Source organism: Yinghuangia sp. YIM S10712, from assembly GCF_051388935.1.
Taxonomy (GTDB): Bacteria; Actinomycetota; Actinomycetes; order Streptomycetales; family Streptomycetaceae; genus Yinghuangia.
Genome location: NZ_JBPKBI010000001.1, coordinates 282,476 through 300,642, shown reverse-complemented (window position 1 = coordinate 300,642; position 18,167 = coordinate 282,476). Strand labels below are relative to the sequence as shown.

Annotated in this window: 16 protein-coding genes and 2 pseudogenes; 11 read left to right on the top strand and 7 right to left on the bottom strand. The window is 69.5% G+C overall.

Features of this window, described 5'->3' with window-relative positions:
• Positions 1-34 precede the first annotated feature (34 nt).
• From ACRX5W_RS01470 to ACRX5W_RS01455, 4 genes are all read left to right on the top strand, one after another.
• Complete coding sequence (locus ACRX5W_RS01470) at positions 35-1,588, top strand: radical SAM protein (protein WP_436786034.1); 1,554 nt, start codon at positions 35-37, stop codon at positions 1,586-1,588.
• On the top strand, positions 1,585-2,772 hold the full coding sequence (locus tag ACRX5W_RS01465; RefSeq protein WP_436786033.1) for a JmjC domain-containing protein: 1,188 nt from the start codon (positions 1,585-1,587) through the stop codon (positions 2,770-2,772). Before ACRX5W_RS01470 ends, ACRX5W_RS01465 begins: the two co-directional genes overlap by 4 nt.
• Positions 2,769-5,366 carry a YcaO-like family protein gene (locus tag ACRX5W_RS01460; RefSeq protein WP_436786032.1) on the top strand — a complete coding sequence of 866 codons (2,598 nt, stop codon included), beginning with the start codon at positions 2,769-2,771 and terminating at the stop codon, positions 5,364-5,366. Before ACRX5W_RS01465 ends, ACRX5W_RS01460 begins: the two co-directional genes overlap by 4 nt.
• 61 nt (positions 5,367-5,427) lie before the next feature.
• Positions 5,428-6,138 carry a phytanoyl-CoA dioxygenase family protein gene (locus tag ACRX5W_RS01455; RefSeq protein ID WP_436786031.1) on the top strand — a complete coding sequence of 237 codons (711 nt, stop codon included), beginning with the start codon at positions 5,428-5,430 and terminating at the stop codon, positions 6,136-6,138.
• 850 nt (positions 6,139-6,988) lie between these two features.
• On the opposite strand, the gene ACRX5W_RS01450 is transcribed toward ACRX5W_RS01455, so the two are convergent.
• Entirely contained in the window at positions 6,989-7,435 is a 447-nt protein-coding gene (locus tag ACRX5W_RS01450; protein ID WP_436786030.1) for a PASTA domain-containing protein, read from the bottom strand.
• A gap of 672 nt (positions 7,436-8,107) precedes the next feature.
• Here ACRX5W_RS01450 and ACRX5W_RS01445 point away from each other — a divergent pair.
• Positions 8,108-8,542, top strand: coding sequence for a hypothetical protein (locus ACRX5W_RS01445; protein ID WP_436786029.1), 435 nt, complete (start codon positions 8,108-8,110; stop codon positions 8,540-8,542).
• A 209-nt stretch (positions 8,543-8,751) separates the two neighbouring features.
• On the opposite strand, the gene ACRX5W_RS01440 is transcribed toward ACRX5W_RS01445, so the two are convergent.
• Positions 8,752-9,258, bottom strand: a complete 507-nt coding sequence (locus tag ACRX5W_RS01440) for a hypothetical protein (RefSeq protein WP_436786028.1) — start codon at positions 9,256-9,258, stop codon at positions 8,752-8,754.
• Positions 9,259-9,397: 139 nt separating this feature from the next.
• Between ACRX5W_RS01440 and ACRX5W_RS01435 the strand changes: the two are divergent.
• A pseudogene (locus tag ACRX5W_RS01435) lies at positions 9,398-9,784 on the top strand (hypothetical protein); the annotation flags it as partial.
• A gap of 340 nt (positions 9,785-10,124) precedes the next feature.
• On the opposite strand, the gene ACRX5W_RS01430 reads toward ACRX5W_RS01435, so the two are convergent.
• Positions 10,125-11,282 (bottom strand): hypothetical protein, encoded by a 1,158-nt coding sequence (locus ACRX5W_RS01430; protein ID WP_436786027.1) that lies wholly within the window; start codon positions 11,280-11,282, stop codon positions 10,125-10,127.
• Positions 11,283-11,454: 172 nt separating this feature from the next.
• On the opposite strand from ACRX5W_RS01430, the pseudogene ACRX5W_RS01425 reads away from it, so the two are divergent.
• Positions 11,455-11,712: pseudogene (locus ACRX5W_RS01425) on the top strand (FAD-dependent oxidoreductase); the annotation flags it as partial.
• A complete protein-coding gene (locus ACRX5W_RS01420) occupies positions 11,709-12,629 on the top strand; it encodes an RNA polymerase sigma-70 factor (RefSeq protein ID WP_436786026.1) in 921 nt (306 codons plus the stop codon). The pseudogene ACRX5W_RS01425 and the gene ACRX5W_RS01420, both read left to right, overlap by 4 nt.
• A gap of 91 nt (positions 12,630-12,720) precedes the next feature.
• Here the strand turns inward: ACRX5W_RS01420 and ACRX5W_RS01415 are convergent, their stop codons facing one another.
• The 3 genes from ACRX5W_RS01415 to ACRX5W_RS01405 are packed head-to-tail and all read right to left on the bottom strand — an operon-like array spanning position 12,721 to position 15,232.
• On the bottom strand, positions 12,721-13,512 hold the full coding sequence (locus tag ACRX5W_RS01415; RefSeq protein ID WP_436786025.1) for an ABC transporter permease: 792 nt from the start codon (positions 13,510-13,512) through the stop codon (positions 12,721-12,723).
• Positions 13,509-14,516: an ATP-binding cassette domain-containing protein gene (locus ACRX5W_RS01410; protein WP_436786024.1), complete on the bottom strand. Its 1,008-nt coding sequence runs from the start codon at positions 14,514-14,516 to the stop codon at positions 13,509-13,511. Before ACRX5W_RS01410 ends, ACRX5W_RS01415 begins: the two co-directional genes overlap by 4 nt.
• A gap of 44 nt (positions 14,517-14,560) precedes the next feature.
• Complete coding sequence (locus ACRX5W_RS01405; RefSeq protein WP_436786023.1) at positions 14,561-15,232, bottom strand: DUF4097 family beta strand repeat-containing protein; 672 nt, start codon at positions 15,230-15,232, stop codon at positions 14,561-14,563.
• A 221-nt stretch (positions 15,233-15,453) separates the two neighbouring features.
• On the opposite strand from ACRX5W_RS01405, the gene ACRX5W_RS01400 reads away from it, so the two are divergent.
• A complete protein-coding gene (locus tag ACRX5W_RS01400) occupies positions 15,454-16,209 on the top strand; it encodes a helix-turn-helix domain-containing protein (protein ID WP_436786022.1) in 756 nt (251 codons plus the stop codon).
• A 233-nt stretch (positions 16,210-16,442) separates the two neighbouring features.
• Here ACRX5W_RS01400 and ACRX5W_RS01395 read toward each other — a convergent pair whose 3' ends face one another.
• Entirely contained in the window at positions 16,443-17,162 is a 720-nt protein-coding gene (locus ACRX5W_RS01395) for a hypothetical protein (protein WP_436786021.1), read from the bottom strand.
• 138 nt (positions 17,163-17,300) lie between these two features.
• Between ACRX5W_RS01395 and ACRX5W_RS01390 the strand changes: the two genes are divergently transcribed.
• Positions 17,301-17,567, top strand: a complete 267-nt coding sequence (locus tag ACRX5W_RS01390) for a DUF2795 domain-containing protein (RefSeq protein ID WP_436786020.1) — start codon at positions 17,301-17,303, stop codon at positions 17,565-17,567.
• A gap of 171 nt (positions 17,568-17,738) precedes the next feature.
• Positions 17,739-18,167, top strand: a 429-nt coding sequence (locus ACRX5W_RS01385; protein ID WP_436786019.1) for an STAS domain-containing protein, incomplete at its 3' end; no start/stop codon positions are given.

Below are 18,167 nucleotides of genomic sequence, written 5' to 3'. Positions count from 1 at the left end.
CCCCGATCACCGGTCCGGCCCGAGAGGAACCACGATGAGCGGCAAACAGACCCTGCTGACCCTTCGCGCCTGGAAAGGAGGCCCGACACTCTCCGGGGCCGACGAAACCCAGCCGTTCCCGCAGTTCGGTGCGCCGGACCGGGCTCCATATGGCGCTGTCGGTCTGGCAGACGATGCGCCCCCTGCACCTCCCAACGAGGAACGTCCCACGCGCCGGTCTGCGGACGGCACCCGCGACGTCTACGACCTGTCCACGACCAAGCCGCTGCCCTTCGTCTCCTCACTCGTCCACCACCAGGTCGACGACGACCATCTCTGGATCGCCGTCGAGGACGGAAAACTGCTCGTCGCCGACGACGTCGACCACGCGCTGCTCACCCTCCTCGCCGCAGGCACGACGCCCGCCGACGCCGCCCGCGAGTTGCACCGGTCCCACGGCCTCGACCCGGGTGCGGCGGCGGAGGCGATGGCCAAGCTCGTCGCGCGGGCCGCACACGCCGGGATGATTCGCGGCATCCGCGGCCACCATTCCATCAAGCAGGTCCGACCGCACTTGTTCGCGCGCTTCCATCTGACCAATCGCTGCCAGCTCGAATGCGTGCACTGCTACACCAGCTCCGGCCCTTTGCTGCCCAAGGACGGTGAACTGACCACTGAGCGCTGGATCCAGCTGGTGGAGGACTTCGCCGCGAACGGCGGGCAGAAACTGCTGCTCACCGGCGGCGAGGCGCTGCTGCACGAGGGCTGCATCCCGGTGATGCGACGCAGTCACGAACTCGGACTGGAGGTCACGCTGTTCTCCAACGGCATGGCCGTGCCCAAACACCTCGACGACATCGTTCGCTACGCCGACATCGTCCAGATCAGCGTGGACGGGCCCACCGCGGAGATGCACGACGCGATCCGCGGCCCCCACTCCTTCCGCCGGGCGACGCGCGCCATCCGGCTGCTGCTCGACGCCGGGGTGCAGACCCGGGTCAGCACCACCGTCATGGTCAACAACTGGGCGGCGATCAAAGCCGAATTGCCCGCCTTCATCGACCAGTGGCGCGACACCGACCTGAGGTTCCGGATCAGCTACGGCGCCATGGCGCACGGGCGGGGCACCGATCTTGACCACAACTTGGACACCAACGAGGTGCGCGCATGGGTCGACGAGCTGCTCGGGGGGCTGCGCGCGGAGGACGACCGGGTGCACGGGCCCAACAAGGTGCAGAAGATCAGCGGCTGTGGATACGCCGAGCAGCTCGTCGTCGCGTCGGACGGGCTCGTGTACCCCTGCCACCTGATGTCCGGTGCGCTCGGGCACATCGACCAGCTACCGCTGAGTGAGATCACGAAGTACCTCGGACGCACGGCTGCGGCCTTTGGGGTCGACAACCGGGAGGGCTGCCGGTCCTGCGACCTGCGCAACCTCTGCGGCGGGACCTGCCGCGTGGAGGACGAGAAACACACCGGCAGCAGATTGATCACCACATGTACGCCGGAGGAGAAACTGCGCAGGCGACGCTTCCTTGTCCGTCGCTACCAGCCGGTCCCTCACCCCACGCAGCCGGTCCGGTCCGAACCCGGGCTGGAGGAATCGTGACGCTCGCGGACCTGCTCAGCCCGGCGACCGTGGTCGACTTTGTCGACACGACGTGGTGTCGTGAGCCGCGCCTGTTCCCCGGCGGTGCCGCGGGCGTCTCGCTGCTCGACATCGACGGCTTCGAGGCGCTGCTCGGTGCGTTGCATCATGCGCATAAGGGTGTGCTGCACCTCGCCTGCGGCGGTGACCGGCGCAGCCTGCCGCCCACGCTCATCGACGCGGACGGAATGCTCGACCTACGGCAGGTCCGGCAGATGTTCGAGGGCGGCGAGACCCTCTATCTGACCAAGGCACATCGGCTTTCACCGTCCCTGGCCGACCTGTGCCGAGGCGTCGAAATTGATCTGGCCGAGCACGGCGTCGCCCTCCGGGAATCGGCCGGTGCACACGTCTTCCTCACGCCGCCCGCGGCACAGGGTTTCGCGCCGCATCGCGACGAGCACGGAAGCCTGGTCGTGCAGCTGGACGGACGTAAGACATGGAGGGTGGAGGAGTCGGCCGGCACGTCGCAGCCGTGCGCGGTCCCTTTGCAGGAGTGGGCGCAAATCAGGCATCGGGAGTTCACACTCGAGCCGGGAGATGTGCTGTACGTACCCGAGTACCGCGGACACGCGGCCCGGACCGAAACCGTGCGCTCCCTCCATGTGACAATCCGGCTGTTCCCGCTGCGTTGGCGAGATGTCCTCGGCGAGATCCTCACGGCTCTGCCCAGCATGAACGCGCCGGTGCCCGGCGCCCGCGCGGTCGATTCCGACGCTCTCGCCGTGGAGTTGGCGGACTTGCTCAGTTCGCCGGAGGTACGCACGGCACTGCCCGGCCTGCTCGGCAGGCTGGCTGCGCGGCGCACCGTCCGTCAGGCTGTCCTGGCGGACGGCGGGCTCGGCGAACACGGTGGGCCAAAGGAAATCGACAAGGACACGTGGCTGGTGCGCGCGCGGGGCGCGGACTGCCATGTGACCACGGACGGCGGTTTTGCGACGATCCGCTTTCCGGGGGGCGCGGTCCGGGGCCCGATTGGCGTCCTGCCCGCGTTCGAGCATGTCGCGAAGACACGCGTGCTGCGCGCCGTCGACCTGCCTGGCGCGCTCGGCCCTGGCGCCACGGTGGACGTCGTCCGCAAGCTTGTGACCGACGGGCTGCTGCGCCGCGCGCGGCCGGCTGAGATCATCGAGCTCGCACGGTGAGCCGACAGCCGATCGTGTTCCTCGGGCCGTCGATGCCCCTCGCCGAGGCACGCCCGGTTCTCGACGCCGACTACCGTCGTCCGGTCCGGCGTGGCGACCTCGACGCAATCCCCGGCGGCCGGGTCGTCGGGATCATCGATGGCATCTTCGAGCAGACCCTCGCCGTCAGCCCGACCGAGGTGCGCGCGGCCGTGGAACGAGGAGTCGTCGTATACGGCGGTGGCAGCATGGGCGCGTTGCGCGCGGCCGAGGTGCCCGGTGTCATCGGCGTCGGGCTGGTGCATGCCTGGTACCGCGATGGCGCCGTCTCTCGGGACGACGAGGTCGCGCTGCTGTTCGACGAGGAGACGAACGCCCCGCTGACCGTGCCCACGGTGAACGTCCGCTACGCGGTCGACCGCCTTCATCGAACGGGCACGATCGATACGCCCACCGCCGATCGCCTGCTCGCGGCGGCACTCAAGCTGCCGTTCAAGGCCCGCACCTACCGCCGCATTGCCCGCTCTGCCGGTCTCCTGGAGCGCGCCGACGGCGAGAGTCTCGTCGCCATGTTGGCGGTTCACGACCTCAAACACCGGGACGCCCGGTCAGTCCTGGAGGCGGTGGGCGCGGCCCGGGAGGCGCAACCGCGAGGCGCGGGACCTCGGGGGACAGCGGCGCAACCAGTCGTCGGTCCCGCCGCCGCCGATACTGCGCTGATCTGGGAGAGCGGCGACCGGATCCACGACGATGAGCTGTTTCGATTCCTCACGTTCACCGGAAAGCTCGACCGGGTGGCACGTGCGGCCCACCCCATCCCACCCGAGCTCGTGCCTCCGGTTGACGCCCCGGCGGCGCAGGCGCTGTTCCGGACCGCCGCGCGCCGCTGGGGGTGGCTGAGCTCGGAAGAGGCACGCGTCACGCTCGCGGACCTCGGCATCGACTTGCCGACTCTGAACCGCCGGACCGAGATGGAGGCTACCGCGGAAGCCGGGCTGATGGCTTGGGCGAATGCCGACCCTGACGCATTCCGGCGGTCGCTCCGAGCGGCGCTGTTCCTGCACGATGCATCGCTCAAACGGGAGGTGATGCGGCTCGGTGCCCTGTGCCTCTTCGCCGAACAGGAGCCCCGGCCGGCATCTGTCGAGGAATCCTCCGAAGCGTGGCAGGTGCTGTGCAAGGCGAACCTGGCCGTCGATCGGGAGGCCTTGCGGCAGCGGTGGGCGCAGTGGGGATACGGCGATCGCGCCGCGCAGGACGCCTTCGTCCACAAACTTGCGCGGGCGCGGCGTAGAGGCCGGGCGCTCGCCGCGACGATGACGGGGAGAGCCGTTCACGCCGCCCGGCCGCTGCCGAACCCAAACCTTCCCCTGCAACGCCGACCGAAGCCCCCGGACGAACGGCGCTTCTGCCTGCCCCTGGGCGAGGCACGCGATCACGCGACCAGGCTGGCGAAAACGATCGGAATCACCCGGATCGGGATGGTCGGCGAGCTCGGCGACATCGGCGGCGTCCACATTGCCCAGGCCGCCCGCCCCGACGGTGCCTGGTCCAGCACGTATGGAAGCGGCAAGGGGCTCACCGAAGATGGAGCGCACGTCGGCAGTGTCATGGAGGAGCTGGAGAAATGGGCGCAGGAGCGGTGGGTGCCGCGCGCCGACGACCTCGTCGAAGGCAGCTACCGCGAGCTGGCCGGCGACGCCGTCGACCCCGTCGACCTCGCCCTGCCCTACGACAGCGTCTACACCCCCGACCTTCCGATGACGTGGGTGCGCTGCCCGGACATCCTCACGGGCCGGGCAGTGCTCGTCCCGCTCGACTTGTTGCGGCTCGAATGCGGCCCGCGCGATGTCTGCTTCAGCCGACGCGGAGCGCGGAAGGTCATCGCGACCAACGGTCTGGGGTCCGGTTTCTCCCGCGAGGAGGCAGTGCTGCACGGGCTGTGCGAATACGTGGAGCGGCATGCCCAGCGTCTTGCGGAAATCGCTCTGGTCAACCCTGGCGGGACCGGGGCACCGCCGTTTCGGTTCGTGGACCTGGACACCGCTCCGGACGCTGCGCGTGAGGTGGCGGAGCGGCTGCGTCGGGGGGGCCATGTTGTCCGTGTCCTGGACATCACCTCGGATGTCAAGGTCCCGACGTTCATGGCGGCCGTAGCGCGCGACCTGAACCGCGCCGAGGGCTTCGGCACCCATCCGGATCCAGGAACGGCAGTCGAGATGGCGTTGCTGGAGGCCGCGCAGTCGATCGCCTGCTCGGTGGCGGGAGGCCGCGAGGATCTCACCATCAGGGCCCGCAGCCTCGGCCGACACGAGAGACCACGTCCCATCGCGCACGAGGACGCCTGGTTCTGGCTCGATCCGGATATCGTGCCGGCCCCCCTGGCGCAGGGATTGACCAGTGACGACGTCCTCGACGACCTCTGGTGGACGCTGCAGCGAGTGGGTGACGCCGGCGTCGCGCACGTCCCGGTGCTCGATCTGACCCATCCGGAGACCGAACCCGCGCACGTCGTACGGGTGATCGTGCCTGGTCTGGAGAGCAACAACCCCTTCGCGACCGGTGAACGCGCCCGACTCGTACTGCTTCGCGACCTGCTCCCCCGCTGGTCCTGAATTCTGTCCGGAGACCGCCATGACGACAACGGAACTCATCCCGCAGCAGACCGACTCGATCGTGCGCACCATCGGCGAACGCGGCTTCACGGTCGTGGAGAGCCTGCTGCCCGCCCCGACGACCGACCTCATGCGGGAGGCCCTCGAACGGCTGCTGCACGCGGAAAAAGCGCGCAATCTGCACCCCAGCGGGCACCAGCGGGTCCTGCACCTATTGGCCAAGGATCCCGTATTCATCGATGCCCTGGTGCACCCACTCGTTCTCGCGGTGTGGCGGCGCTATCTCAGCGAAGATCTGATCTGCTCGACGTTCAGCGCGAACGCCCTTTGGCCTGGCGCGGTCGAACAGTACTGGCACGCCGACCATCCGTACTGGACCTTGACGCCACCGTGGCCGGGCATCCCGCTCGCCGGACAGTGCATCTGGTTTCTCGACGACTTCACCGTGGAGAACGGCGCCACGGCCGGCATCCGCGGTTCGCACCGGGCGAACCGCTTGCCGGACATGGGCGAGTCGTGGTGCGACGACGGCGAGATCCTCACCGGACCGCGAGGAAGCGTGATCTTGGCTGACGGGGCCTGGTGGCACACGTCACGGCCGAACCGCTCCGCGGCCTTGAGGTCCGCCCTGCTCGTCACTTACACCCCCACCTTCTGCGTGCCGCAAGAGGACATGCGCGCGCAGCTGTCTGCGCTCAGCAACCCGTCAGACCTCGTGGTGCAACTGCTCGGCGGAAAGCAGTACCAGTCGCACCGTGACTTCCCGTACTGAGCCGGGGCCGGACCTGATCCGGCGCCGACGGGCCTCAATGGTTCGGCAGCTCGACACACGCACGCTCGTGCAGCCCGGGAACGGCTGGATGACAGACGGGCCGACCGTACGCGTTCGCCGATCCGCCGGGCCTGCTCTTCGTCCGTCACGCCGCAGATCAATCGCACGTACGGCAAGGCGGCGTGGCCGAAGCCGGGGCATGCGCTGCCGGTGGCCCTGGTTGTCGTGCGTACCGCCGGCCACCCCGAAGGCCGGCCGCGCTGTCTCAAGGCTCAGGACACGATCCACTGCCAGATCTGCGACCCCAGGCCCATGCTCGGGTCGAACTGGATCTATCTTCGATGCGGACGGCACCTCGTACATCACGAACCCAAGCCTCGAACTCCCAGTCGGGATCGTCGCCGTCGACGGATACAACGGGCCCGCAGTTGTGTGCTGGTAGATCGGACTGAACTGCTGTCCGTCCGCATCGATGATCGCGGAACCCGACGTCGGGCCGAGGTCCATCGACCCGACACCGGTGTTCGTGATTCGCCACTGCACCGCGACGAAGCGATTTCCTTCGTTGGCGCCGTCGATCGTGATCGTGTCGCCGACCTTCGCAACGGCCGGCCGCGGTGGGGCCGGGCTGCCGGCCGGCGTGGTCGGGTCGGCGGGCACCGGTTCGGGGCTGCCTGGCTCTGCGGAGGCGGTGACGATGCCGGGGGCTTTCGGCTGCGCCGCATGTTTCTCGTCGTCGCTATCGCATGCCGTCGCAGCAAGAGCGGGCGAAGGATTCCGACGTCCACGGGATCTCGCCGGCAAATCCAGGTTCGCGGCGGAGCGTTGCCTTCTCGGCTGCGCGGTCGCGTCAGGGGCAGGACTCGTCGAACTTCACCGCGTCGAGAGTGACCGGCTGGCCGGTGTACGGCGTGCCGGCACTCGGAGTCTGGTTGCACACTTGCCAGTTGCTCGTGACGAGAACCGCTCGATCGGAACCAGAGACGTCCCGAACCGTCACACTGGCGTTGCTCGGGAACGCATCGCGGGCGACGTTGGCGCTCTTGCCGACCACGTTCGGCGTGACGTCTCCGACGCTCGCGGTTGCCGCCGGGGCGGGCACCGGCACGGCGGGGCATGTCTCGTCGATCTTGACGACACCGAAGGTGACTTTGGTGTCGGTCGCGACCGGGCCCGGGGCGGGGTCCTGAGAGCAGACCTGCCAGTTGCGGTCGAGTACTTGGCTGCGGTCCCGGCCAAGGGCATCGGTGGAGGTGAGGTTGAAGTACCCGGCAGCCTGGGCGTTGTCCTGAGCCATCTGCAGCCCCTGCCCCACGAGTAGCGGCAGGGTGTTCGTGGGCGCTGCGGCGGAGGGCGGAGAGGCCGGGGCCGGCGCGGCAGGGGCAGGGGCAGCCGGGGTCGCTGCTGCGGCCTGCTCAGAGGCGGGGGCGGCGGGCGCGGGTACGGTCACGGTGACGGTGACGACCGGCTGCGGCGCTGCGACGGACGTGGTCGTTTCCGCGTCTCTCTTGCCGGACCCTCCGGCGCCGGCAGCGGCGCCGACGACGAAGCAGACGACCCCGACGAGGGTGTATCGGACCCACGGCTTCCCGAAGATCTGCCTTGCGCGGCCCTGTTGCCGCGCTGAGGGGCCCGAGGGCGCCGGAGGGGGCGTGGTGGGCGGGTGAGGCTGGGCTGGGTGCACGGGTAGCTCCGGGAAGATCAGGAGATTTCGGGCATGGATGGAGAGGCGCCTAGCGCCTGGTGTGTTGCGGAAGGTCCCCACCTTTCGGCCGCCCAGCTTTCCAGTTCAGTTGCTGCTGTGTCCAAGTTTTGGCCGAATCGGGGCACCCGTAGGGGTACGGGCGTTCGGCGCGACGTGCAAGTGGATGCCTTCGCATGACAGGCGAATCGCCGTCCGCGCGAGGGCATTTCGCAGCCCTGTTCGATATGGGCCTGCGGTGCCGGCTCGAAGAGCATCGAGAAGGCAGTGCCCGTTCGTACTCTGCGCAAAGATGGCGGCAACATGTGGCACTGGCGCCTGCTTTCGGTCACGCCCGAGCTGCTGCGGCCGGCTGAGTCCGCCGCAGCGCAAGCCGCAGGCGACATACGGCAGGTCAGCTGGGAAATGAGCAGCACCCGCCTGGCGTCCGCTCCTGGTTTCCAGACCGCGTTCCAGGTCACCCAGCTCAATCAGGAGTGGGCCGCGAAGAGTGACGTTCGACGAGTTGCGGAACGCGGACTTCAACGGACTCGAAGAGAGCACGGCGGTGAGGAGCCGCGTCGTGAACACCCCGCCCGGTCGCCGGTGCCGGATCCTTTGATGTTGCTGCGCTTCGGTAACGAGTCGCTCGACTGCCGGGTCATCATCGCGATCGGCACCCCCGACACCGGAAGCACACCGCCGCTTACGTACCCGGCGTGAACACGACCGTCGTGGCGGGGGGAACCGAGCTCGACCGCGCGTTGCGACGGGTCAAAATCGCTGCAAAGGGCGTCCGACAGCCTCACTCCTGAGGCTAACGGTGACGTCGCGAGCGTTTCGTTCATAGGGGTACAGCGTCACCTGCGAACGACGCCGGTCTCGCGCGCCCGCCGCACGCCGGCGGGCCCGCATGGTCGCTTCGGCTCAGCTCAGGATGCGAGCAACACTGCGGTGCTGCTCCTCGGTGAGCAGGCCGCTGTGGCGGTTGCGTCGGCTGCCCCGCCCAGGGAACGAGCGGATGCCTTCGGACTCTTCCCAGGCCGGATAGGCGGCCGCGCCACCCGGCTGAGTTCGGTCCACATCAAGCCCGTGGCAGGGCTCGCAGTGTCGCAGCTGCCGATCAAGAGGGCCTCGGCGTCCGGGGTTTCCCGAACCAGGTAGTCGATGCCGGCGTCGTATTCACCATCACGGAAGACCACGAGGACCGCTGCATCTTTGCCCGCGGGGAGCGTGATCACGGGCCATGGGGCGCCCGCGTGGAAACCCTCGGGAAGAGCCTCGGCCACTGGGACGTAGAAACCGAACACGTCGTGGATCGTGTCCTCGCTGACTTGCTGAATCTCCGCCATACCCGACCAGAACTTCAGATCGAGGCGCTCGATCGGATACTTCCGGAGGTCCGGCGCGTCGTCGTAGCCACGCAGTGTCAAGGTCATCCGTGCCTCCTGTCAGCTCGCGATCCATCCTCCCGCTGTGCCCTATTGGGTGGGGCAGAGGACGGGCTTCCGCGGCCTTGGTGATGGCGTCGCCGACGGCGCTTGGTCTGGGACGCGACGGTAGCGGGAACTCGCGGGAATGCGCCCGCCCTTGCCGTCGAGCAGACGCGAACCCGCCGTGCCGTTGTCCCACCGCTTGCCGTCGACGTCACCTCGCCGATGGCCACGACCACGCCGTCCGCCTTCGCCACCTCCGCGATCGCCTGCTGAACGTCTCCGAGCAGGGGCCGGTCGGCTGTGGCGTGCGCCGGTGCCGGAACGTTCAGCACCAGCAACGCACTTGGCACTCCCAGGGCCACGTCCATCGTCTTGCCGCGCCTCATGGGACGGCCAACCGCTGTTCATCGCCAACGCCGCCCACGAACTGCGCACGCCGCCGGCCACCGCCCGCACCGCGATCGACGTCACCTTGGACGGGCACCCGGACCGTGACGAACTCCTCGCGATGGCAGGCGACGTACGCGATGCCGTCGAGCACATGCAGCGCGTCTTGGACGGACTGCTGCTGGCCCGCAGCCAGGCCGGACTCACCGCACGCGAACCGGCCGACCTGGCCGCCATCACAGCCACCCCGCCCTCGACACCGCCCGGGCCCGCCGAACTCACCGTACGCACCGAGCTGCGGCCCACACCGGTCACCGGTGAACCTGTTGGAGCCGTTCGTACGAGGGCAGGGCACCCGCATCCGCACCGACGGACTGGGGCTCGGACTGTCCAGCATGCCCGCCCTCGGTATACCGCGCCTCGGCGTTCCTGCCGGAAAGCGTTTCCGAAAGCCCGGGCGTCTGACGGTAGTTCACACAGCTTCAGGTGGCCGGCGGCAGGAGCGTCCAGGAGCCGAAGGGCTGAACGGCCATGTCCTCGCGCTGTTCGGCGCCGACCAGCCACAGGCCGAGGCCGGCCGGGCCCACGGCCGCGCCGTGGAGGTTCTTCGCCGCACCCGGCACCGACACTTCCTGGGCCGGGCGGCCTGCGGACGGGAGCCGTACCGCGTAGCCGCGCTCCCCTGTCGGTGTCGCCGCCCCGTCGGCCGCGCCGACCGCGACGGGGCCGTCCGCGGTGAACGCAATATCATCGAATTGGCCCTTCACAAGCGGGAGTTCAGATTGTCGCCAGGCCTGCCCGTCCCAGCGCAGAGCGGTAGGCGTACGTCCCTCCTCCCCGACCCGGTAACCGACTGCCCACGTGCCCTGCAGCGCAGACGTGCGCACGTTCTCCAGCCACACAGCCTGGCCGCCGACAGCCGGCACCGGCACCTTTGTCCAGCCGTGTCCGTTCCAGTGCGCCGACATGTTCTCCGGCCCTACGACCCACAGGTCGTTGGCTCCGCGTGCCGAAACGCCCGTGAACCAGTTCACCTGGAGGTCAGGGGGCAAGGTGACCTGCTGCCAGGTTCCGTTCACAAGGCGCAGCACGCTCGCGCCGGCGTCGCTCTCGCCGACAGCCCACACACCGCCCGAGTCGCCGGAGATTCCGTACAGCGCGCCGTCCGCCGCCTGCGAGGTGTCCGCCGTGGTCCACGCCGTACCGTCCCAGTGCACGATCCACGGCCGCATCGCGCCGTCGACCACCGCGTAGCCCGCGGCCCACGCGTCGGTGCGGGACAGTGTGAGGACAGCGTGCAGGCGGGCCATCGATGTGCCCTCCGGTACAGGGACCGCGCGGTTGACCCAAGCGCCTTGCTCGCGGTGCAACGCGAGCGGCTGCCACTGCTTCACACCGTCGGGGCGCGCGTAGCCGACCGCGATGGTGGTTGTCCCCGCCGTGCTGACGTCCACCGGCACGGCTGTCCCGAGTCCGACCTCCGGCGAGTCCACGAGCCACCCCTGGGCCGCCTGCTCCGACGCCGCGGAAGGCGCTGTCTCTGCACTCGTCGCCGCCCCGGCCGCGCCCACCCCCGACAGCCCGCCGGCCAATGCCACGGCCACGACTCCGGCAAGCCAGTTTCCTCGTACAACGCGCATGCGCCACTCCCTTGTCGGGTTCCTGCCCGGTACGACTCGGCAGCGCCGCGCGGCGTCACATATCTGTACGGGGCAAAGCCGCTTCCGCTCGCGGTGCAAGCCGGCTCCGGCCGGTGAAAGCAGACCGCCGGGATCCACGGTTCGAGGTGCGCCCGGTCGCCGCCCCTACCTGGGCCGTCGGCCCAAGCCGTTTCGCTTCGGCTACTACCACACGCCGGTGAGCCTGGGACGCGGTGACGCCGTGGTGCAGTTCACCCGGCCCGACGGAAGCCCGCGCCGGGTCTGCCTCACCGGCCGCGCGGCCGTCCGGTACAAGGAGACGGTGACCGCCTCGCCGTGGCCGACGTACGGCCGTATGAAGAAGATGCCCTCCTCGGGCGCGTTCTGGCCCCGCGGGGGCCGCTTCACCCGCGGCCGGGTGGCCGAGTGACCGACCATTCCGCCCACCCCGACGAGCAGGTCTTCCACGAGCACCGGCGGCTGTTGTTCTCCGTGGCCTACCGCCTCCTCGGCAGTGCCGCCGATGCCGAGGACGCGGTCCAGGACGCCTGGATCAAGTGGTCGGCCGGGGACCGCTCGCAGGTGGCCGACCCCAAGTCCTATCTGACGCGGATCGTCTCGAATCTGGCGCTGGAAAAGCTGCGCTCCACCCGGCACAAGCGGGAGACGTACGTGGGGCCGTGGCTGCCGGAGCCCATTCTCACCGGCGGGGATGCCTCCGAGATCGTCACGGACGCCGAGTCGGTGTCGATGGCCATGCTGGTGGTGCTGGAGACGCTCAGCCCGCTGGAGCGCGCGGTGTTCGTGCTGAGGGAGGTCTTCGACTTCAGCCACGTCGAGATCGCCGAGGCGGTGGAGCGTTCCGAAGCCGCAGTGCGGCAGGCCGCGCACCGAGCCCGGGAGCACGTACGGGCCCGGCGGCCACGCTTCACCGCCGACCGGTCGCGGCAGCGTGAAGCGACCGAGCGGTTTTTCGCCGCGGCCACCGGCGGCGACGTCAACGCCCTGATGGAACTGCTCTCCCCGGACGTCACCTTGTGGACCGACGGCGGCGGCAAAGTGCGCCAGGCGTTGCGGCCGGTGGTGGGTGCGGCCACGGTCGCCGCCTGGTTCGCGGCCATCGGCACAGCCACCTACGAGGGCGTCGAACCCGCCGACATGAAAGCCGAACTCGCCGTGGTCAACGGTGGGCCGGGCATCGTGTTCAGCGGGCCCGGACGCGTGATCGCCGCCGTCACCTTCGACTTCGACGCCGACGGCCGTATCACCGCCATCCACAACGTGGCCAACCCGGACAAGCTCCGTGCCGTCGCCGACGGCACCGCATACGACATCGCGGCGCGGTGAGCGGCGCGACCACGCGGGCGGGCGGCGCACGCCGACGTGTTGTCGGAAGTACGCCGCCCTGGGTGGAACGAACACCCGCGTGTCATCGCGGCTATGCCGGGTCGCGGTCGAACAGCGACTTGGACCAGAGGTGGCCGAGCACGGCAAGCCCCAGGCACCAGGCGACCGCCAGCCAGCCGTTGTGGCCGATTTCGGTGCCGAGCAGCAGCCCGCGCAGGGTCTCGATGGCCGGGGTGAACGGCTGGTACTCGGCGATCGGTTGAAACCACCCGGGCATCGTCTCGGCCGGGATGAAGGCGCTGGAGACGAGCGGCAGGAGGATCAGCGGCATCGCACTGTTGCTTGCCGCCTCGGGGTTCGGACTCGACAGGCCCATCCCGACGGCGATCCAGGTGAGTGCCAGGGCGAACAGCGCGACCAGCCCGAACGCCGCCAGCCACTCCAGCGCCGTGGCGTCGGCGGACCGGAAGCCGATGGCCACGGCGACGGCACTGACCAGGACGATGCTCGCGAGCACCTGCAGCACGCTGCCCACGACGTGTCCGATGAGCACGGATCCGCGGTGGATCGCCATGGTGCGGAAGCGGGCGATGATGCCCTCGGTCATGTCCGTCGCGACGGACACCGCGGTGCCGATGGTGGTGCTGCCGATGGTCATCAGCAGGATGCCCGGCACGAGGTACGCGATGTACTCGGAGCGGTCGGCGCCGCCGCCGCCGATGCCCGCGCTCATCACGTCGCCGAATATGTACACGAACAACAGCAGCAGCATGATCGGCGTGAGCAGCAGGTTCAGCGTCAGGGACGGATAGCGCCGCGCGTGCAGCAGGTTGCGGCGCAGCATCGTGGACGAATCGCGCACGGCGAGGGACAGGGAGCTCATCGCACGGCCTCCTTGGGCTGGTTCGGCCGGCCGGGGGCGTCGTCGGAGCCGGTCAGGGCGAAGAACACGTCGTCGAGGTCGGGGGTGTGCACGGTCAGTTCGTCCGCCTCGACGCCCGCCGCGTCCAACCGGTCGAGGAGGGCGCGCAGTTCGCGTTGGCTGCTTCCGCTGAGGATCTGCAGCGTCAGCGACTCCTCACCGCTCTCGGCGTCGCCCGCGCGGGAGGCACCGCCCTCGCGGGCGATGTCGTGCAGAGCCGCCGCGGCGCGTTCGTACGCGCGCGGGTCGGTGAACCGCAGCCGGACGTGTCCGCCGGGGACGAGCCGTTTCAGCTCGTCCGCGCTGCCCTCGGCGACGATCTTGCCGTCGTTGAGCAGGGCGATGCGGTCCGCGAGTTCGTCGGCTTCCTCCAGGTACTGGGTCGTGAGGAAGACGGTGACGCCACCGGTGACGAGTTCGCGGATGATCTGCCACATGTTGTGGCGGGCGCGCGGGTCCAGGCCGGTGGTCGGCTCGTCGAGGAAGATGATGCGCGGGTCGCCGACGAGGGTCATGGCGATGTCCAGGCGGCGCTTCATGCCGCCCGAGTACGTGGACGCGGGCTTCCTCGCGGCGTCGGTGAGGTCGAAGCGCTCCAGCAACTCGGCTGCCACCCGGCGGCCTTCACCACGCGAGAGGTGGTGCAGGTCCGCCATGAGGAGCATGTTCTCCTCGCCGGTGATCAGCCCGTCGACGGCGGAGAACTGCCCGGTCACGCCGATCGCGGCACGTACCGCCTGGGGATCGGCGGCCAGGCTGTGGCCGCCGACGTGTATCTCGCCGGAGGCGGGGTCGGCGGAGACGAGGGTGGAGAGGATCTTGACGGCGGTGGTCTTGCCGGCCCCGTTCGGGCCGAGCAGGGAGAAGATCGTGCCTTCGGGGACGACCAGGTCGACGCCGTCGAGCACGGTCTTGTCGCCGTAGGACTTGCGCAGCCCGTACGCCGCGATGGCCAGGTTCGTCACGGGAGGCCGGCTCCTTTTCGAGACTGAAGGTCGGAAGGTGCGGGTCAGAGGCTGCGGGCGGTGATGTCGCCGTGGTCCGTGGTCGCGTGGATGGTGAGGCCGGCCGCGGCGCCGTCGGTGTTCCTCAGCGCGTTGTCGATCCGGCCGTGGCCGGTTCCGGCGTCCAGGGAGGCGGAGACTCCGGCCGCGGCCCGGACCGAAACGTCGCCCATCCGGGTGCGCAGGACCACGGTGCCGGAGGTGGCCTCGGCGATGGTGATGTCGCCCTTTTGGGTGCTGATCTCCGCGGGGCCGGTGAGTCGGCCGACCGTCACGTCGCCGGCGGAGGCGGCGAGGCGGACGCTCGCGGCCTCGTCGATCTTGACCACGCCGTGTACGCCCTCGCAGACGATGTCGCCGAGGCGTCCGACGACCCGGAATTCGGTGCCGGACGCCTTGCCTTCGACGCTCGACCCGGCAGGCAGCCGGACGGTCACCTCGACGGTCCCGGAGGGGCCGAAGTACTGGTTCTTCGCCGCCGGGGCCCCGATCCGCAGCACACCGTCGGCGTACGCGACCTCGGTTCGCTCCGCGGCCTTCACGTCGCGGCTCTTCGAGGGTGCGGCGGGCAGGACCTCCACGGTCGTGTCGGCGCGGTCGGCGGCGATGAACCGGACGAGCCCCGCGGGGATGTCGAGGACGGCGGTGATCGGGGCGGGGGTGTCGAACGTCTGCATCTCGGCCTCCGTTGATTTCGTTTCTGACATTGGAAACGCTACGTTGCGTTCAAGAATCCTTCAAGTTGTTCGTTGCAAAGAATCACCATCAGAGCAGCTCAAAGCCGCAAAATCGTTGCAATGGGTTGACAATCAATGCAACAAGGCAGCTCGCGATGCGTTGCAATGAGTGGGGGTGAACGCTATGCTGGGGCGCCAAGGAACCGCGAAGGGAGACCGTCGTGCCGGGAGGCAGGCTCACCCAGCAGGAACGCCGGCAGATCGCACAGGGTTTGGCCGACGGCCTGGCCTACGCGGAGATCGCCCGCAGTCTGGAGCGCCCCACGTCGACGATCACGCGCGAGGTCATGCGCAACGGCGGCCCCGCCGCCTACCGCGCCGACCTCGCCCACCGCGCGACCGAACGCCGCGCCCACCGACGCAAGCACACGCCGGCCCGAGCACAGGAATCGCCGGCACAAGGCCACGGGCACGACGCCGAGGCCATGCGCGAGTACGAGGAATCGTTCACGACCCTGCTCATGCAACAGGGCCTGCCGAAAATGATGGCCAGGGTGCTGACCTGCATTTTCACCGCGGACACCGGAAGCCTCACCGCATCGGAACTGGTGCAGCGCCTCCAGGTGAGCCCGGCGTCCGTCTCCAAGGCGGTCGCGTTCCTCGAAAGCCAGGGCCTCGTCCGCAGGGAGCGCGACGAACGACGGCGCGAGCGCTACCTCGTCGACGACGACGTCTGGTACCAGGCGACGATCGCCAGCGCCCACGGGGCCGCACAGGTGGCCGAGATCGCCCGGCAGGGCGTCGGGATCCTCGGCCGCGACAGTCCGGCCGCCGCCCACCTGGAAAACATCGCCCGCTTCAGCGATTTCGTCAGCGAGAGCATCCTTCGCGCGGCGGCGCAGGCGCGCGAAGTGCTTTTCACAAAGCCCGAGACACCCGCGGGCGACACCGTCGCGCCGAGTTCAGAACGCGGATAGCCTTCCGCGAATACGACTCGGTGCGCACCCCCGTTGGCCTGGTGCCCCGCGCAGGCGTCGTCGCCCAGGGGGTGTCACTCGCAGAACACCTGCACCTTGGCCCCGGGGTCGTCGACGTCGACCGCGAGATCGTCGAGTTGCTCGATCAGGTCTTCAAGGTGCTGCGGCTTGAGCTCGCCGAGGTCGATCGGGAGCCCCGCCTCGTTCAGCTCGGCGTTGACCCTGCAATCTTTTCAACTGTCCACCCGGTCGTCCGACGGCGGCCGTTCGGTTCGCCCTGGGAAGTCGCGGCGGCGGCGCGTGGTGTCGTGGCGCAGGCGCGCGGTGTGTGTGGTGACCGCGTCAATCTCGGCCGCGAGGTCGGGGTGGCTGCGGTCGACATGTGGGCGGGTGTCGGCGAGTGGCCCGAGCAGTTGGGCCGGGTCGCTGTGGCCGAGGGCCTGGTTGAGGAGAGCGACCCGGTCACGGCCCGGTGCGTCGAGCCCCTGTACGGCCGCGACCTGTCCGGCGAGCGTGCGCAGACGGGCGGCGTTGTCGCGCGCCCAGGAATCGACCGCGCGGTCGGCCGCGCGCCGGTCGCGTTCGGCTTGCACGCGCTTCTCGCCGGTGTGCGGGTCCGCGGCCGTGGGGGCGAGTCCGCGCAAGTAACGGCGTTCGGCGGCCTGGCGGCTGGCCACACCAAGGGCGGGGGCCAAGTCCGCCCAACTCGCGCCGCCGCGTCGGGCCATGGCGATCAACTCCGTTTCCCACGTCGCGAGTTCGGCACGCACCACGCGGAGTTTCGTCAGCGCTTCGAGGACCTCGTGGGTTGCGGGCGGACCGCTTGAACCCGTTGCCCGCCGCACCACTTCGGCGACGGCGTCGACGGCTTGCGCGGCTTCCGGGAGCCCGAAGGGGCCCGCGCTTCCCGAGTCGCCTTCGCCCGGCTCGCCGCTTTCTGTACGGTCCCGCATCTCCTTCACCCCTCTCGTCATCACTGTGATGACAGGGTAGTTGTCATCGTACTGATGACATCCTAGGATGACCGGCATAGGCAAGGCTCAGGAAAACCCATGCCGCGTCACCAAAGCCGTCGCACTTTGGAGGACACGATGACCGTCACAGCATCCCGTCCGCGTCAGCGGATACCGGCCGAGCACGGGGCCGGGCCGCTCACCCGTGAAATCGTCAGCCGCGCCCTCGCGGACGTCGACTGGCCGGCCCGCGCCGGCGACCTGGTCCGCCAGTTGCGCCAGTGCCGGACCCGTCCGGGAGTCATCACGGCCCTGTCCGCACTGCCGGACGGCGTCTACGCGGGGCCGAATCAGGTCTGCCGCGTGCTGTTCGGCCCGTACGGGCACACCCAGCCGAACCCCTGACCCGGCCGCGCAGCCCGCCGCGGAAAACCCGTCGGCTCCCCTCTCGCACCGGCACCGGGAGCGGCAGGCGGGACGGCGACAGGGCAAGCGCAGCCACACCACCATCGGACCGAAAACTTCCCAACGGCGTTGCCGTCGTCACGTCGTGAGCGTTTCAACGGGGTGAGCACGATGAACCCGCTGAGGATCTCCACGTACCGGTTCGGCACCTGGGACATCGTCGAGGTGGCCGGCGAGCTCGACATCGACAGCCGCGACGAACTGCGCGAGGCTCTGGACGACGTGATCCGGAACGGAGCGCCGGCGCGCGTCGTGGTGGTCGACTTCTCCCGACTGGAGTTCTGCGACGCCACCGGGCTGGGGGTGTTGGTCGCCGCGCGCAAGGCAGCCGAACGGCGCCTTGCGGAGCTGCGCCTGGTGTGCCGAGGGACGATCCGGCGCCTGGTCCGGATCACCGAACTGGACCGGAGTATCCCTGTCTTCCACACCGTCGCCGACGCTGTCGGCATCTCGGCCGAGCCGCCCGGCGCGGGACCCTCAGTCCACGGTGACGGGATGTCGCAGACACCCGACGAGGAAACCGAGGCCCCCGCGCCGCTG

Excerpts from the sequence above, each read along its gene's own strand:
- ACRX5W_RS01470 (WP_436786034.1), top strand. The coding sequence starts at position 35 with ATGAGCGGCAAACAGACCCTGCTGACCCTTCGCGCCTGGAAAGGAGGC.
- ACRX5W_RS01450 (WP_436786030.1), bottom strand. The coding sequence starts at position 7,435 with ATGGCTCAGGACAACGCCCAGGCTGCCGGGTACTTCAACCTCACCTCC.
- ACRX5W_RS01440 (WP_436786028.1), bottom strand. The coding sequence starts at position 9,258 with ATGACCTTGACACTGCGTGGCTACGACGACGCGCCGGACCTCCGGAAG.
- ACRX5W_RS01430 (WP_436786027.1), bottom strand. The coding sequence starts at position 11,282 with ATGCGCGTTGTACGAGGAAACTGGCTTGCCGGAGTCGTGGCCGTGGCA.
- ACRX5W_RS01415 (WP_436786025.1), bottom strand. The coding sequence starts at position 13,512 with ATGAGCTCCCTGTCCCTCGCCGTGCGCGATTCGTCCACGATGCTGCGC.
- ACRX5W_RS01405 (WP_436786023.1), bottom strand. The coding sequence starts at position 15,232 with ATGCAGACGTTCGACACCCCCGCCCCGATCACCGCCGTCCTCGACATC.
- ACRX5W_RS01395 (WP_436786021.1), bottom strand. The coding sequence starts at position 17,162 with ATGCGGGACCGTACAGAAAGCGGCGAGCCGGGCGAAGGCGACTCGGGA.
- ACRX5W_RS01390 (WP_436786020.1), top strand. The coding sequence starts at position 17,301 with ATGACCGTCACAGCATCCCGTCCGCGTCAGCGGATACCGGCCGAGCAC.